Genomic DNA, 14,025 nt, shown 5'->3' with positions numbered 1-14,025 from the left:
ACTAATGCTTTCGCCCTCTTATGGTGGATTAAACCTATCCCCACCCATTGTCTAGCCGGCGGGTAACGCGCTAAGGTTCCCAACCCTGTTGCGCCTACGACGCCGCCCTTGCCGAGCAGGAATGGCTGGCGGCCGGCACTTGCAACCCGACACTTTTGAGCTGATGAATTGCACGATGGCTGATTTACCGATCGACGACCTCAACGTTGCTTCCAACGAAACCCTGATCACTCCCGATCAGTTGAAGCGCGAAATCCCCCTTACTGACGCAGCCCTCCATACCGTGGCCAGCGGCCGCGAAGTAATCCGCAACATTCTCGATGGCAAAGATCATCGTCTGTTCGTGGTGGTGGGGCCTTGCTCGATTCATGACATTAAAGCTGCCCATGAATATGCAGCTCGCCTGAAAGAACTGGCGAGCGAGGTGGCCGATACCCTGTATCTGGTCATGCGCGTGTATTTCGAGAAGCCACGTACCACTGTCGGCTGGAAAGGTTTGATCAACGATCCGTATCTTGATGACTCGTTCAAGATCCAGAACGGTCTGCATATCGGCCGCCAGTTGCTGCGCGACTTAGCAGAAATGGGCTTGCCTACCGCCACCGAAGCGCTTGACCCAATCTCTCCGCAATATTTGCAAGATCTGATCAGTTGGTCAGCGATCGGCGCGCGCACCACCGAATCCCAAACCCACCGAGAGATGGCCTCCGGCCTTTCTTCCGCGGTGGGTTTCAAGAATGGTACCGATGGCGGTTTGACCGTAGCGATCAATGCTCTGCAGTCGGTCTCCAGCCCGCATCGTTTCCTCGGCATTAACCAGGAAGGTGGCGTTTCGATTGTCACTACCAAGGGCAATGCCTATGGCCATGTAGTTTTGCGTGGCGGTAACGGCAAGCCGAATTACGATTCGGTCAGCGTAGCCATTTGCGAGCAGGAACTGGCCAAAGCAGGCATTCGTCCGAACATCATGGTCGACTGCAGCCACGCTAACTCGAATAAGGATCCGGCACTGCAACCCTTGGTCATGGATAACGTCGCCAACCAAATCCTTGAAGGCAACCAATCCATCGTTGGCTTGATGGTCGAAAGCCACCTGGGCTGGGGAAATCAATCGATCCCGAAAGACTTGGGAGCACTGCAGTACGGCATCTCCGTCACTGACGCCTGCATCGACTGGGACACCACTGAAAAGAGCATCCGCAGCATGCATGCGAAGCTCAAAGATGTGCTGCCTCAGCGCGAACGGGACTAAATCAGCAAGAACAAAAACGCCGGGCAATGCCCGGCGTTTTTTTATCCATAAAATCTTAGTTTCTTACGTTTGGCCGCTGACGCCGCTCCATGTAGCGCTCGACATAAGAGCAAGACGGAATCACGGTATAGCCCATGCGCTCGGCGTATTCGAGCGCTCGCTCGGTCAGAGCCGCCGCAACGCCTCTTCCGCGCAAGGAACTTGGCACAAACGTCCGATAGATATCCAAGGTCTGTTTACCCAGATCCATATACGCCAGATAAGCACGATCACCGTCGATGATGGTTTCGAATTGGTGACCTGCTTGGTCATGGATAATGGACAACACCTCGCTCATCGCAGCTCCTCAGCGGGTCTAAAGCATGACCCTTACCTTATCGATCTTTTCCAGCCGAAGAAACATTTCTGCATTTCCGGAGCCGAATTGGACATTTAGAAATGCTTTTCCGTTCTCGACCTTACGTAAAATACCTTGGTAATAGGCACCATCATGAGTGACGAACTGCAAGCGCTTACCAGCATAGTCGGACAAGCTGGAAACGTTTACGAACTCATACTGCTGAGCGGCAGGCTTTGATTCGGTTGCCTCGGCAACAATCACCTCTTGAGCCACTTGCGGCTTATCGGCGTTAGGGTCTACCCAAGCAAATCCAAGCGGAGTGACCAACTGCTGATTCACCAAAAGTACTGGATGCATCATCGTCATCACGTCCTTGGCGTCAAAGAACTGCAAGCCATCCCAACTCATTCCCTCGCTGGGGCTGAGTTCCAGGCGCAAGGATTGCGGATCCTGCAAGTAGCGCCGATACGCCTGAAGGACTGAAGAATCCAAAGCTATGCGTTGGCTACGTAATACCCGATCCAGTTGCTCCACAGCCGTATTCACATAGTCTTCGGCAGACTGCCCGAGCTTAGCAGCGCAATACATCTGAATTTTGCGCTGATACTGGTTGTCGTTCAGTTCAATTGTCCAGTGCTTGAGGCGCGGTGGATTTACTCGAAGATCGCCAGGATTTTCCGACATATTGGCCAGCGCCATACTGACGCGCATGTCCAGCATGTCGCGAGTATCCGCGCTCATGTTAAAAGTCAGCGTCTGCGCGCCTGGCTTGAATACATATGCGATCTGCGCATCTGTCTCGAAAGTGCGGTAACCCATCTCCAGCAATTCGGTAGTACCGATATTTCGTACTTTGCCGCACTCCACCTCGCTCATCGCAGTAAACACGCTGCGCTCGGCCGGGATGTCATGCAACTGCTGCATAAATGGGCCATGCACGTCCAAGGCCAGCCCTTTGAGGCTCAGTGCCATTTGTTCTGGAAACTTACCTTCGGCCAGACGCTCCTTGAAACGCAATAATTCGCCCAACCCGTTGAACTTCAACTCGGCATGCTCGATGCGAACGCTGTCGCCCAATGCCGGCACCCGGACATTGACCTTTTCCAGCCCTACCCGACCATCGAACGACGAAGTGATGCCGCCGTAGGTGACATCCATAACCGGCGCCAAACGCCCAACGGCGTCCTGCATGATCGAGCGCACCGATAACCACAGTGACAATTTGATCAACAGGGCAATCGCTACAACCGACAGCAGCCCCCACTTCAAGATCTTCGACATGCGTACATCCTTGATACCGTAGTTATTTTGATAATCCCGCACAGTTAGTCAACGAGCTTATCAGCGTGGCAGGTTGCCAGCTACTCGCATGCCATACTCAAGATCGCCTTGGAAGAACCGGTCGGCAAATCGCATGCATCGGAAATTCTGCTACAAAGAAAAGGATGATTGAACGCCTCATAGGTTTGGCTGGATGTTTTTTAAACAAAGGCGTTACCAGTTGCTTACAAAACGCTCAATCAGCTGAAAAAAATTGCCGTCCTAGCGCTCTGTCAGTTTTACTTACCCAAAGTAATGAGTAGTATGTAGGCCGGCTAATTCCTCGAGCTCGAGGAGTTGCTATTATGGAATATCCACCTTAAGGGGAACACGATGAACAACGTTCTGAAATTCTCTGCTCTGGCATTGGCCGCAGTATTGGCTACCGGTTGCAGCAGCACTTCCAAAGAAACTGAAGCCCGTCTGACCGCGACTGAAGACGCAGCTGCACGCGCTCAAGCTCGCGCTGACGAAGCCTACAGCAAGGCTGACGAAGCTCTGGCTGCTGCTCAGAAGGCTCAGCAAACTGCTGACGAAGCCAACGAGCGAGCTCTGCGTATGCTGGAAAAAGCCAGCCGCAAGTAATAGCCTTCAGGCTATATAAGCCGACCCAGTTTTCTGGGTCGGCTTTTTTATTGACCAATATTTAATCTGAGCAGTTACATGGACAAAAAAACCCGCCGTGCATCCACAAGCGGGTTATGAGTTCAAATTTCGATCAGAAAGTATTCTGCTCACTGCTTGCGACCGCTGCTGCGGGCTCGGCGATTTCAACCGGAAGCCCGTCCTCGGCAGCGACAACCTCGCGCACCACATCCCAATCCAGACGGGCGCCTCCAGCCATATCATCGCGCTTGAGCAGGGCATTAATCACTGCAGTGTGCTTGTCGACCACCGAAGGTTCGCCATGATCATCCAGAGGAGTATGGGCTTCGAGATAGATCTTGCCGCCACTGATCCCGAACTTGTAAGGATCATTGAGGATTCGCACCACAGTTCCCACCGGCGCCATCTTCGCAAGATCGAGAACATTTTGATTAAGCATGCGGAAGCAGCCATGGCTCACCCGCATACCGATTCCGAATTTCTTGTTCGACCCGTGAATCAAATAACCTGGCACACCCAGGTTGAATTTGAACGGCCCCAGCGGATTGTCAGGACCGGGCGGTACGACGGCGGGCAACGGATCACCGTCAGCCGCATGCTCTGCCCGAATTGATTTGGGAGGATACCAAGCCGGATTAGGAGTTTTTGCGGTGATAGTCGTCCTCGCGATGGGCGAGCCCCAACCTTCACGGCCAATACCCAAGGGGAATGTGTGCACTACGTTTTGTCCTTTCGGAAAGTAGTACATACGGTATTCAGCCAGGTTGATAACAATACCTTCGCGAGGCCCCGGAGGCAGAATGAAACGAGTTGGCAACACTATCTCGGCGCCCTCGCCCGGCAACCACGGATCCACACCGGGGTTAGCCGCAACCATCTCCAAATATCCAAGGTCATTGGCCACGCCGATATCAGCGAAAGTATCTTCATACTTGGCCTTGATCACCTGCACCTGGCCAACGATATCCTCACCTGGAGGTGGGAGTTGGAGCTCCAGAGCCGCGACTGGGCCCACCGCGAACAGCGCAGCAAGAGATAGGGAACGGGCGACGGTGGGGGCGCGCGACAACATCCAGAAATCCTTAAAACGTAATAGGTGAATAAAAAAGCGATTGTACACCGCGATCGAAGCGGTCGGGAGGCTCAGAAGTCCGGCCAATGAGGCCGCTCACCAACGCGCTGCGCCTGCAGGGTCGCATGGCATACGGGGCACAGACGCTTATCACGTAAGGTCGGCTTGCCGAGGCTTGCTCGGCGAGGCTGGGCCGGTAACAAGCCACCGCATAGGGTGCGATCGGCGTGCCAACCCAGCTCCAACTGCCGAGCGATAAGATGCAGACGCACTTCACGACAGGCGAAAAGATCCAGTTGCTCGTCTGGCTCGATCACTTGATAAGCATGCAAAGACCAGACGTGGCGAGGCATTGGGGGCTCCTGAGCGGGTGCGCCACATTATCCGAAAGGTAATGGACGGAAAAGCCTCAAAGCAACGGCTTCAGTGACGGCCAGACGTTACCCAATAGCTTCGATTGGGCCGCAGCCGCCGGATGAATGCCATCCGCTTGCATCATTCCCTCTACGCCACCAACGCCGTCCAAAAAAAACGGAACGAGCATCACCTGCTTGCCTTCAGCCACCGTAGCGAAAGCGGCCGAAAATGCCGTGTTGTAACGCGGACCATAATTGGGTGGCAATTGCATGCCCAGTAATAGAACTTTCGCCCCGGTTTCCTGGGAGATGTCGATCATTTCAGCAAGATTTTGTTGCAATTGGACTGGAGACTGCCCACGCAAACCATCGTTGCCGCCCAGCTCAATGATCACGACTTCGGGATGGTGCGTTGCAAGCAGCGCAGGCAGCCGCGCCACGCCGCCTGCGCTGGTATCACCGCTGATCGAAGCATTGATAACTTGATGTTCGAATCCCTCTTCAGCCAGGCGTTTTCCTAGCAAAGTGACCCAGCCCTGGCTGGTATCCAGCCCTAAAGCGGCGCTGATACTATCGCCGACGACCAGCACAGTGCCTGCCGCGGCGCCTTGAGCCCACAGCAGTAACAGTAAGGCTGCGTTAATCCACCAGCTACGCATTGGAATCCCCATGAGCACAAGCATTCTGACTGCGCGGAACCTTAGCAAAGTGGTTCCCTGTGCGGAAGGCGAGCTGACCATTCTGGACAGTCTCTCCTTGGATCTGCGCCGCGGCGACAGCCTAGCGATTGTCGGCACCTCCGGCTCTGGTAAATCAACCCTGCTCGGCCTCCTCGCCGGGCTCGATTTGCCTAGCGCCGGAGAAGTGACCTTGGCTGGCCGCAGCCTCGCGGCGCTGGATGAAGACCAACGCGCCCGGATACGTGCCGAGCACACCGGCTTCGTTTTTCAATCCTTCCAATTGCTCGACACTCTGAATGCCTTGGAAAACGTGATGCTGCCGCTGGAGCTCGAAGGGCGTCGCGACGCTCGCGCACGCGCAACCGAATTGCTCGGCCGGGTTGGCCTGGCGCAGCGTTTAACTCATTCCCCCCGCCAGCTATCCGGGGGCGAACAACAGCGCGTGGCTATCGCACGCGCCTTCGCGGCTGAGCCGGATGTGCTGTTTGCCGATGAACCCACCGGCAATCTGGATAGCCAAACTGGTGAGCGCATCTGCAATCTGCTGTTTGAATTGAACCAGGAACGCGGAACCACATTGGTACTGGTTACCCATGACGAGCGCCTCGCCCACCGCTGCCAACGGCTGATCCGCCTGGAAGGCGGCCGTTTGGTCGAGCGCGCTGAGCCCTGATGGCCGGCATGCCGTTTTCCCGCCTTAGCGCCCTCGCCTATCGGCAGCTGCGTCGTGATGCCCGCTCGGGCGAGTTACGGGTGCTGTTCTTCGCCTTGTTGGTGGCGGTTGCCGCGAGTACCGCCATTGGCTATTTCGGCGCCAGACTGAACGCCGCCATGCTCTTGCGTGCCACCGAGTTTCTGGCTGCCGATCTGGTACTTAACGGCAGCGCGCCGGCGACAACCGCTCAAGTCGAGCTTGGCAAGCGTCTTGGCCTCGAACATGCCCAAGCGGTGGAGTTTTCCAGCGTAATCGCGACCGATAGCGGCATTCAGCTTGCCAGTGTCAAAGCGGTTGATAGCGCTTATCCGCTACGCGGCCAGCTGAAAAGCGCAGCGGCACCCTATCAGCGGGAAATTACCGGCGGCGGCCCGCAGCCAGGCGAAGTCTGGGCCGAGGCCAGACTGTTCGCCGCACTCAACCTGCAGCCTGGCGATTCCATTGAAGTGGGCAATAAATCGCTCAAGCTGAGCCGCGTACTGACTTATGAGCCAGACCGCGCCGGGGACTTTTACAGCCTGACGCCGCGAGTACTCATGCACCTCGACGATCTTGCCGATACCGGCATTGTCCAGCCTGGTAGCCGCGTCAGGTATCGAGAGCTGTGGCGCGGCGAATCACAAACCCTGGCTGACTACCGCAAAGCGATCAAAGCCGTCATCGCCCCCAGCCAACGCTTGGAGGACGCCCGCGATGGCAACCGGCAGATCGGCGGAGCGCTAACCCGCGCCGAACGCTATTTGAACCTCGCCAGCTTGGCCGCGGTATTGCTCGCTGGCGTGGCGGTAGCATTGTCTGCCGCCCGATTTGCCGCGCGGCGTTTCGACGCCAGTGCCTTGCTGCGCTGCTTGGGCTTGTCACGCCGCGAGACCCTGGGGCTTTACAGCCTGCAACTCGTTCAGCTGGGCCTATTGGCCAGCCTGTGTGGCGCCCTGCTCGGCTGGCTGGCGCAACTGCTGCTGTTCAAGCTTCTGCAAGGGTTGCTGCCGGCCACGGTTCCGCCCGGCGGCCTGCTGCCCGCGCTCGCGGGCATGGCGACGGGCTTGGTTGCCCTGGCGGGTTTCGCCCTGCCGCCGCTGGCCGCGCTCGGGCGCGTACCGCCGCTGCGGGTGCTACGTCGCGATTTGCTGCCACTGCCGGCCAGCGCCTGGCTGGTCTATGGCACCGCAGTCCTGGCCCTGGGGTTGATCATGTGGCGCTTGAGCCTGGATTTGCGCCTGACGCTTGGACTGCTCGGCGGCGGCCTGATCGCTGCCGCGCTACTTGGCGGCCTGTTGTTACTGGCCTTACGCGGTCTTCGCCGGCTGTTGGCGCGCGCAGCGCTACCTTGGCGGCTGGGACTTGGTCAGCTGATGCGTCATCCGTTAGCCGCGGCCGGCCAGACGTTGGCGTTCGGTCTGATCTTGCTGGCGATGGCGCTGATCACCTTGTTGCGCAGCGAGTTGCTGGACACCTGGCAAGATCAACTGCCAGCCGATGCGCCCAATCACTTCGCCCTCAATGTGTTACCTGCCGATAGAGAGGCATTCGCCACGCGCCTTGCTCAGCTTTCACCCCACCCAGCGCCACTCTATCCAGTAGTGCCGGGGCGTTTGGTGGCCATCAATGGCGAGCCGGTGCGACAGATCGTCAGCAAAGACAGCACCGGCGATCGCGCCGTGCGTCGTGATCTCAGCCTGACTTGGTCCAACGAACTGCCAGTGAGCAATCACATAACCGCGGGCAGCTGGTGGAGCACCGCCCACGCCAGTGAATTACCCGGCGTCTCGGTCGAGTCGAAATTAGCGGAAAGCCTGCATCTCAAGTTGGGGGATCGCCTGCGCTTCAACGTCGGTAGTCTCGAGCGAGAGGCTCAGGTGAGCAGTTTCCGCGAAGTAGACTGGAACAGCTTCCAGCCCAACTTCTATATGGTCTTCGAACCGGGCACGTTGCAGGATCTGCCGGTTACCTACCTGACCAGCTTCTATCTGCCGCCCCAGCATGAACGGCAACTGGTCGAATTGGCCCGCACCTTCCCTGCGGTGACGTTACTGCAAGTCGACGCCCTGCTCGCCCAACTGCGCAGCATCCTCGCCCAGGTCACCCTGGCGGTGGAGTATGTCCTGCTGTTCGTGCTGGCCGCCGGCCTGGCGGTCCTCTTCGCTGGACTCCAGGCGACCCTGGACGAGCGCATCCATCAAGGCGCGGTTCTGCGGGCGCTGGGCGCAAAACGGCAATTGCTGGCCAGCGCCAGGCGAACCGAGTTCGCCGTCCTTGGTGCATGCAGTGGCGTACTCGCGGCGCTCGGCTGCGAGTTGGTAAGTTTCCTGCTCTACCGCTTCGTTTTCGATTTAGCGTGGCGACCGCATCTCTGGTTGTTGTTATTGCCAGTCTTCGGCGCCGCGTTAGTCGGGGTCGCCGGCGTACTGGGCACCCGCCGTGCCGTAAACGTCAGCCCGCTTACTGTGCTGCGCGAAGGGTGAGCTTGATAGACTGCCAACCTTCCCTTCAGTAGCCGAAACCATGAGCCGTTATCGTCCTCCGCGCAGTGCGGGAACCCCGCTGATCACCCCCGAAGGCGAGGCACGCATGCGCGCCGAGCTGCACGAGCTGTGGCATGTACGGCGACCGCAGGTGACCCAGGCGGTGAGCGAGGCTGCAGCCCAGGGCGATCGCTCGGAGAACGCCGAGTACACCTACGGCAAGAAGATGCTGCGCGAGATCGACAGCCGTGTGCGTTTTCTCACCAAACGTCTGGAAAACCTCAAGGTGATCAGCCAGATCCCGTCCGATCCGGGCAAGGTGTATTTCGGCGCCTGGGTGACCATCGAGAATGACGACGGCGACCAGTCGCGCTACCGCATCGTCGGCCCCGACGAACTGGACCTGAAACAGAACCTGATCAGCATTGACTCGCCGCTGGCCCGCGCCCTGGTTGGCAAGGCGCTGGACGCCGAGGTGCGGGTGCACACGCCGACCGGCGAGCAGCTCTGCTACATCGTGGCCATCGACTACCCCTGAAGGGTCAAGCCCAGCGGGCGCCGCGTAATCAAGCCCTGGCGAGCAACCCGGGTCAGCTGGCTGACCAGTTCGGCCAACTGCCCGGCCGCCGGCGTCTGCACCACCGCCAGATCGAAACTGTCGTCGGCAAAGCGCGCCAGCGATTCACCTTCACGGGCAAACTGGATCAACAGGGTGTAGGGGCGATGCCAGCGCTTCGGCCAGCCGTCGAGATAACGCAGCAAGGTGGGCTGATGTTCGCCGCCGAGCAGCACTTTCGGGTTGCGCAGCAACGGACCGCTGGTCAGCGGTGTCAGACGAATCTGCGGTTGGGGGCAGCTCATGGTGTAGGTCTCCGCCTCGAGAATCCCGCTGGGCAGCGGTGAGAGGCGACACCGAACCAGCGCTTTAGCGGTATTTCGAGGCCTAGACATCGACCTCTGCGCCCCGCAAGTAGCTGACTAAATCGGCGCAATGAGCGGAATCCTATGAAGAGCCGCGCAATACTGTCAAGGCCGCGCCCCTGGAGCCAGACGATGAGCACGCCCCCCCTGCGCCTGTTTTTTGCCCTGCCTTGCCCGCCGGACCTGGCGCACGCCGTGGTCGCCTGGCGTGACGGCCTGGCGCTGGACGGCAAGCCGGTCGCGAAGGAAAATCTGCATATCACTCTCACCTTCCTCGGTGCCCAGCCCCGGGGACGACTCGACGAGCTCCATGGCCTTGCCGCCGGGATCGAAACGCCCCCTTTCGTACTCAGCCTGGATAGCCTCGGCCGCTGGGGCAACGGCCTGCTGTACCTGGCTCCCAGCCAGGTGCCGAGCGAACTGCTGGAGCTCGAACATGAGTTGCACGAGCGTCTGCTGCTGGCCGGATTCGAGCTGGAGACCCGTCGCTATCGCCCCCACCTCACCCTTGCACGGCATTGCCGGCGCCTCCCACATGCCATCACGCCTCCCGACTTGACTTGGCAGGTTGAACAGTTCGCGCTGTTCGTGTCGCGAGCCACAGCGGGAGCGGGTTCGAACTACCAATCAGTTGGCCAATGGCGCCTAGGCGGTAACAGCAAGGCCGACTACCCGTAGTCCTGCCGACGACGGCTGCCAGAAGATCACCCACAAGGGTTAGCCCTGCGTGAAAGGCGGCCTGTGGCCAGCATCCAAAACCTCTTTATACCTACCCATATGGGTTGCAAGCCATTGATCCAAAAGCTTTTTTTTGCTACTCCAAGTAGCTTGTTCCACATCTGACGTCAGTACTTCGCTTCAAGTTGTAACAAACAAACCACCCCTACCTCTGTGATGCCCGTGACCCAATAGTCACAAACCCTCGCGCCAGAGCGTCCGCGCCATTTTTTAGGCGCATGGCACGTTTTCTGCCTGAGCCTGACTATCCAGGGACTGGACAGATTAAGAACAGGATCGCTACCCCTAACCCCTCGAGAGAGCCACATGAACAACAAAAAAACGCTACTCGCCCTGTGTTTCGGCGCCTGCCTGGCAGCCTCTGGCCAGAGCCAGGCTGCCCTGTTTGAAAACCCACTGACCTACACCAAAACCAAGTACCCGATTCTGCTGACCCACGGCGTCCTCGGTTTCGACCGTATCCTCGGTGTCAGCTACTGGTACGGCATTCCGCTGGCACTCAGTTCGGGCGGCGCCGACGTGCGCTTGACCGAAGTCAGCCAGTTGAACAGCACCGAGCTGCGCGGCGAAGAGCTGCTCGATCAGGTCGAGGAGGTCATCGCCATCACCGGCCAGCCCAAGGTCAACTTGATCGGCCATAGCCATGGCGGGCCAACCGTGCGGTATGTCGCATCGGTGCGTCCGGACCTCGTGGCATCGGTTACCAGCGTCGCCGGCCCTAGCAAAGGCGTACCCCTGGCCGACATGATCACCAACCAGCCGGAGGGCTCCCTGGGCTACCTCAACGACGTGAACAATGCGCTGGCGGCCTTCATCGACTTCCTCTCGCCGGGGGATCCGTGGACTGCCCAGGATGCCGCCACAGCGCTGGCCTCTCTCGATACTGCCGGGATCACCGCCTTCAACGCCCGCCATCCGCAAGGCGTGCCGACCACGGCCTGCGGCGAAGGCGCCTATGTGGTTAACGGCGTGCGCTACTACTCGTTCAGCGGCACCAGCCCGCTGACCAATGCCGCCGACGCTGGCGACGCGCTCCTGGGGCTCACGTCCATCGCCTACAACGGCACGCCGAACGATGGCCTGGTCGGCGCCTGCGATTCGCACCTGGGCATGACCATCCGCGACGACTACCGGATGAACCACCTCGACGAGGTCAACCACGCCTTCGGCCTCACCAGCCTGTTCGAAACCGATCCCAAGGTCGTCTATCGCCAGCAGGCCAACCGCTTGAAAAACGCCGGCCTGTAAGCTCACAGGTCGGGCCCTTCCACTCTTGCGTTGTTGCCATGTGTTCGGCTCATCCCTTCCACCGGACGGGATGAGCCGGGCATGCAAGGGTCTGCCATTTACCCACAACCCAAGAGTGCAACGATGAAAAAGAACAAACTGGTACTTCCCCTCGCCCTCGGCACCGCCCTGGCGACTTCCGGCCAAGCGCACGCTGACCTGTTCGACTCCGGCTACACCAAGACCAAATACCCGATCGTACTCGGCCACGGTTGGATGGGTTTCGACCGCGTCCTTGGCGTCGGCTATTGGTACGGGGTTCCTGACGCCATGAGACGCTCCGGCGCCTCCGTGTACCTGAGCCAAGTCAGCGCACAGAACGGTAACGAAATCCGTGGCGAGCAACTGCTGGCCCAGGTAGAGCAAATCGTCGCCATCAGCGGCAAGGCCAAGGTCAATCTGATCGGCCACAGCCAGGGCGCGCCCACAGCGCGTTATGTCGCCGCAGTTCGCCCGGACTTGGTGGCCTCGGTAACCACCGTGGGCGGCGTCAACAAGGGCTCCGAGATGATGGCGGTACTCGGCGACCTCTCGGCAGGCGTGGCACCGCTGCGCAGCGCCATGCTCAACGCCATCGGCACCCTGCTCGATGTCCTCTCTACCCCTGGCAGCTCCAATCCGCATGATGCGGCCTTGGCTTGGGCAGACGTAACCCCCGCCAACATGGCCGTGTTCAATGCCAAGTATCCGCAGGGCGTGCCGACCAGCGCCTGCGGCGAGGGCGCCTACTCGGTGAATGGCGTGCGCTACTACTCCTGGAGCGGCACCAGCCCACTGACCAACCCCCTGGATCCCAGCGACGCGCTCCTGGCGACCACCGGCCTGGCCTTCAACGGCGCTCCCAGCGACGGCGCCGTCGGCAAATGTTCCTCGCACCTCGGCCAGGTGATTCGCGACGACTACCGCATGAACCATCTGGATGAAATCAACCACAACTTCGGCCTGGTCAGCCTGTTCGAAACCAACCCGCTGACCGTGCTTCGCCAACACGCCAACCGACTGAAGAACGCAGGCCTCTAACCCAATGGGCGGGGTGCAGCGCGTCCCGCCCATCGTTACCCACCGTAACCCTGTCGATTTCGCTCGCTTCCCGCCAAAGCAGCCAGATGCCCGGCGCAAAGGGCTCCGCGCACACCTGCCAGCCCCTGGCACGGCTTGTGCTGCCTCGCTAGCGCTCGATATCAGCCCAAGGACCGCCCTGTGAAGAAATTGCTAGTGCTGTTGCCGATCACCTTCATCGCCGCAATCGCTGCCTTCCTATATTTCCCGAAGACTCCGTCCGCGCCACAAGAGACTGCCGCCGCCCCCGCGACAGGCCTGGAAACCTCGCCCGGCGCCCCGCAGGCGCCAATCGAAACAGCTCCTCGTATCGCGCCCCTGCCGCCCAAGGTCGCACCGATGCCACCATCCTTTCGCGGTACCGAAATCGACGGACGACTCGAAGTCGACGAAGCCGGCAATCTGGTGATCAGCCAGGACATCCGCAATCTGTTCGACTACTTCCTCGCCGCCATCGGCGAAGAGCCGATGAAAACCAGCATCCAACGCCTGCGTGACTACATCGCCGCGGTTCTCGACCAACCGGCCGAAGACCAGGCGCTGGTGATACTCGAGCAGTACCTGCAATACAAACGTGAACTGGTACTGCTGGAGCGCGATCTGCCGGTGCTTGCCGACCTCGATGCTATCCGTCGCCGCGAAACCGCGGCGCACGACCTGCGCGCGCGGGTCTTCAGCCCCGAGGTGCACGCAGCATTCTTCGGCCAGGAAGAAGCCTACAACCGCTTCAACCTCGAGCGCATGGCGATCCTGCGCGACGATAGCCTGCCCTCCGACGTCAAAGGGGCCGCCATCGACCGGCTGCGCGACAGCCTGCCCGACGAGGTGAAAGACAGCGTGCTGCCCTCCCTGCAGGGCGAACTACACGCCCGCACCGCCGAACTGCAGGCCCAAGGCGCCAGCCCAGAGCAGATCCGCGCGCTGCGCCAACAACTGGTGGGCAACGAGGCGACCGTCCGCCTGGAAGTGCTCGATCAGCAACGCGCAGCCTGGAAGCAGCGGGTCGCCTCCTACAGCGCAGAGAAAGCCCGCATCGAGGCCGAGGACGGCTTGAGCGAGGCCGACAAGCACGCGACGATCAAGCGCCTTGCCGAGGACGGCTTCAACGAACAGGAGCGCATGCGCCTGGAAGCGGCTGAGCAGATTCACAGACAGCAGGCGGACAAGAAAAGCTGAACGATGGCGGCTCCTGGCCAGCAAACTTTCGACTGGTCGGG

Annotated in this window: 15 protein-coding genes; 9 read left to right on the top strand and 6 right to left on the bottom strand. The window is 59.6% G+C overall.

Annotated features, from left to right (window positions below; genetic code table 11):
• Positions 1-175 precede the first annotated feature (175 nt).
• A complete protein-coding gene (locus NVV93_RS08310; RefSeq protein ID WP_258253956.1) occupies positions 176-1,252 on the top strand; it encodes a 3-deoxy-7-phosphoheptulonate synthase in 1,077 nt (358 codons plus the stop codon).
• Positions 1,253-1,307: 55 nt separating this feature from the next.
• On the opposite strand, the gene NVV93_RS08305 is transcribed toward NVV93_RS08310, so the two are convergent.
• Together NVV93_RS08305 and NVV93_RS08300 are read right to left on the bottom strand one after the other, a co-directional pair.
• Positions 1,308-1,589, bottom strand: coding sequence for a GNAT family N-acetyltransferase (locus NVV93_RS08305; RefSeq protein WP_258253955.1), 282 nt, complete (start codon positions 1,587-1,589; stop codon positions 1,308-1,310).
• 18 nt (positions 1,590-1,607) lie between these two features.
• Positions 1,608-2,873 (bottom strand): hypothetical protein, encoded by a 1,266-nt coding sequence (locus tag NVV93_RS08300; RefSeq protein ID WP_258253954.1) that lies wholly within the window; start codon positions 2,871-2,873, stop codon positions 1,608-1,610.
• Positions 2,874-3,245: 372 nt separating this feature from the next.
• Between NVV93_RS08300 and oprI the strand changes: the two genes are divergently transcribed.
• Complete coding sequence (oprI, locus tag NVV93_RS08295; protein ID WP_258253953.1) at positions 3,246-3,497, top strand: outer membrane lipoprotei OprI; 252 nt, start codon at positions 3,246-3,248, stop codon at positions 3,495-3,497.
• A gap of 133 nt (positions 3,498-3,630) precedes the next feature.
• On the opposite strand, the gene NVV93_RS08290 is transcribed toward oprI, so the two are convergent.
• The 3 genes from NVV93_RS08290 to NVV93_RS08280 all read right to left on the bottom strand — a co-directional run bounded on the left by NVV93_RS08290 (position 3,631) and on the right by NVV93_RS08280 (position 5,605).
• The gene (locus NVV93_RS08290; RefSeq protein WP_258254315.1) at positions 3,631-4,590 is read right to left on the bottom strand and encodes a L,D-transpeptidase family protein; all 960 of its coding nucleotides are present in this window, start codon (positions 4,588-4,590) and stop codon (positions 3,631-3,633) included.
• A gap of 71 nt (positions 4,591-4,661) precedes the next feature.
• Positions 4,662-4,943, bottom strand: coding sequence for a hypothetical protein (locus NVV93_RS08285; RefSeq protein WP_258253952.1), 282 nt, complete (start codon positions 4,941-4,943; stop codon positions 4,662-4,664).
• A 56-nt stretch (positions 4,944-4,999) separates the two neighbouring features.
• On the bottom strand, positions 5,000-5,605 hold the full coding sequence (locus NVV93_RS08280) for an arylesterase (RefSeq protein WP_258253951.1): 606 nt from the start codon (positions 5,603-5,605) through the stop codon (positions 5,000-5,002).
• A 10-nt stretch (positions 5,606-5,615) separates the two neighbouring features.
• Here NVV93_RS08280 and NVV93_RS08275 point away from each other — a divergent pair, with 10 nt between their 5' ends.
• The 3 genes from NVV93_RS08275 to greB are packed head-to-tail and all read left to right on the top strand — an operon-like array spanning position 5,616 to position 9,341.
• Positions 5,616-6,299 carry an ABC transporter ATP-binding protein gene (locus tag NVV93_RS08275; protein ID WP_258253950.1) on the top strand — a complete coding sequence of 228 codons (684 nt, stop codon included), beginning with the start codon at positions 5,616-5,618 and terminating at the stop codon, positions 6,297-6,299.
• The gene (locus tag NVV93_RS08270) at positions 6,299-8,803 is read left to right on the top strand and encodes an ABC transporter permease (RefSeq protein ID WP_258253949.1); all 2,505 of its coding nucleotides are present in this window, start codon (positions 6,299-6,301) and stop codon (positions 8,801-8,803) included. The genes NVV93_RS08275 and NVV93_RS08270 overlap by 1 nt, the downstream gene beginning before the upstream one ends.
• Positions 8,804-8,843: 40 nt before the next feature.
• The gene (gene greB, locus NVV93_RS08265) at positions 8,844-9,341 is read left to right on the top strand and encodes a transcription elongation factor GreB (protein WP_258253948.1); all 498 of its coding nucleotides are present in this window, start codon (positions 8,844-8,846) and stop codon (positions 9,339-9,341) included.
• Here greB and NVV93_RS08260 read toward each other — a convergent pair.
• The gene (locus NVV93_RS08260; RefSeq protein WP_258253947.1) at positions 9,332-9,664 is read right to left on the bottom strand and encodes a class I SAM-dependent methyltransferase; all 333 of its coding nucleotides are present in this window, start codon (positions 9,662-9,664) and stop codon (positions 9,332-9,334) included. The genes greB and NVV93_RS08260 overlap by 10 nt on opposite strands.
• Positions 9,665-9,856: 192 nt before the next feature.
• Here NVV93_RS08260 and thpR point away from each other — a divergent pair, with 192 nt between their 5' ends.
• The 4 genes from thpR to NVV93_RS08240 all read left to right on the top strand — a co-directional run bounded on the left by thpR (position 9,857) and on the right by NVV93_RS08240 (position 13,984).
• On the top strand, positions 9,857-10,402 hold the full coding sequence (gene thpR / locus NVV93_RS08255) for an RNA 2',3'-cyclic phosphodiesterase (RefSeq protein ID WP_258253945.1): 546 nt from the start codon (positions 9,857-9,859) through the stop codon (positions 10,400-10,402).
• Positions 10,403-10,768: 366 nt separating this feature from the next.
• The gene (locus NVV93_RS08250; RefSeq protein WP_258253944.1) at positions 10,769-11,710 is read left to right on the top strand and encodes a triacylglycerol lipase; all 942 of its coding nucleotides are present in this window, start codon (positions 10,769-10,771) and stop codon (positions 11,708-11,710) included.
• Positions 11,711-11,833: 123 nt separating this feature from the next.
• The gene (locus NVV93_RS08245) at positions 11,834-12,769 is read left to right on the top strand and encodes a triacylglycerol lipase (RefSeq protein WP_258253943.1); all 936 of its coding nucleotides are present in this window, start codon (positions 11,834-11,836) and stop codon (positions 12,767-12,769) included.
• A gap of 180 nt (positions 12,770-12,949) precedes the next feature.
• A complete protein-coding gene (locus NVV93_RS08240; protein WP_258253942.1) occupies positions 12,950-13,984 on the top strand; it encodes a lipase secretion chaperone in 1,035 nt (344 codons plus the stop codon).
• Positions 13,985-14,025 lie beyond the last annotated feature (41 nt).

Origin of the sequence: Pseudomonas sp. LS44 (genome assembly GCF_024730785.1) — a bacterium.
Taxonomy (GTDB): Bacteria; Pseudomonadota; Gammaproteobacteria; order Pseudomonadales; family Pseudomonadaceae; genus Aquipseudomonas.
Note: the sequence above shows the minus strand (reverse complement) of the source record. Positions and strands in the feature narration are given on the sequence as shown.

Coding starts and splice junctions, on each gene's coding strand:
- NVV93_RS08310 (WP_258253956.1), top strand. CDS start 176: ATGGCTGATTTACCGATCGACGACCTCAACGTTGCTTCCAACGAAACC.
- NVV93_RS08305 (WP_258253955.1), bottom strand. CDS start 1,589: ATGAGCGAGGTGTTGTCCATTATCCATGACCAAGCAGGTCACCAATTC.
- NVV93_RS08300 (WP_258253954.1), bottom strand. CDS start 2,873: ATGTCGAAGATCTTGAAGTGGGGGCTGCTGTCGGTTGTAGCGATTGCC.
- oprI (WP_258253953.1), top strand. CDS start 3,246: ATGAACAACGTTCTGAAATTCTCTGCTCTGGCATTGGCCGCAGTATTG.
- NVV93_RS08290 (WP_258254315.1), bottom strand. CDS start 4,590: ATGTTGTCGCGCGCCCCCACCGTCGCCCGTTCCCTATCTCTTGCTGCG.
- NVV93_RS08285 (WP_258253952.1), bottom strand. CDS start 4,943: ATGCCTCGCCACGTCTGGTCTTTGCATGCTTATCAAGTGATCGAGCCA.
- NVV93_RS08280 (WP_258253951.1), bottom strand. CDS start 5,605: ATGCGTAGCTGGTGGATTAACGCAGCCTTACTGTTACTGCTGTGGGCT.
- NVV93_RS08275 (WP_258253950.1), top strand. CDS start 5,616: ATGAGCACAAGCATTCTGACTGCGCGGAACCTTAGCAAAGTGGTTCCC.
- NVV93_RS08270 (WP_258253949.1), top strand. CDS start 6,299: ATGGCCGGCATGCCGTTTTCCCGCCTTAGCGCCCTCGCCTATCGGCAG.
- greB (WP_258253948.1), top strand. CDS start 8,844: ATGAGCCGTTATCGTCCTCCGCGCAGTGCGGGAACCCCGCTGATCACC.
- NVV93_RS08260 (WP_258253947.1), bottom strand. CDS start 9,664: ATGAGCTGCCCCCAACCGCAGATTCGTCTGACACCGCTGACCAGCGGT.
- thpR (WP_258253945.1), top strand. CDS start 9,857: ATGAGCACGCCCCCCCTGCGCCTGTTTTTTGCCCTGCCTTGCCCGCCG.
- NVV93_RS08250 (WP_258253944.1), top strand. CDS start 10,769: ATGAACAACAAAAAAACGCTACTCGCCCTGTGTTTCGGCGCCTGCCTG.
- NVV93_RS08245 (WP_258253943.1), top strand. CDS start 11,834: ATGAAAAAGAACAAACTGGTACTTCCCCTCGCCCTCGGCACCGCCCTG.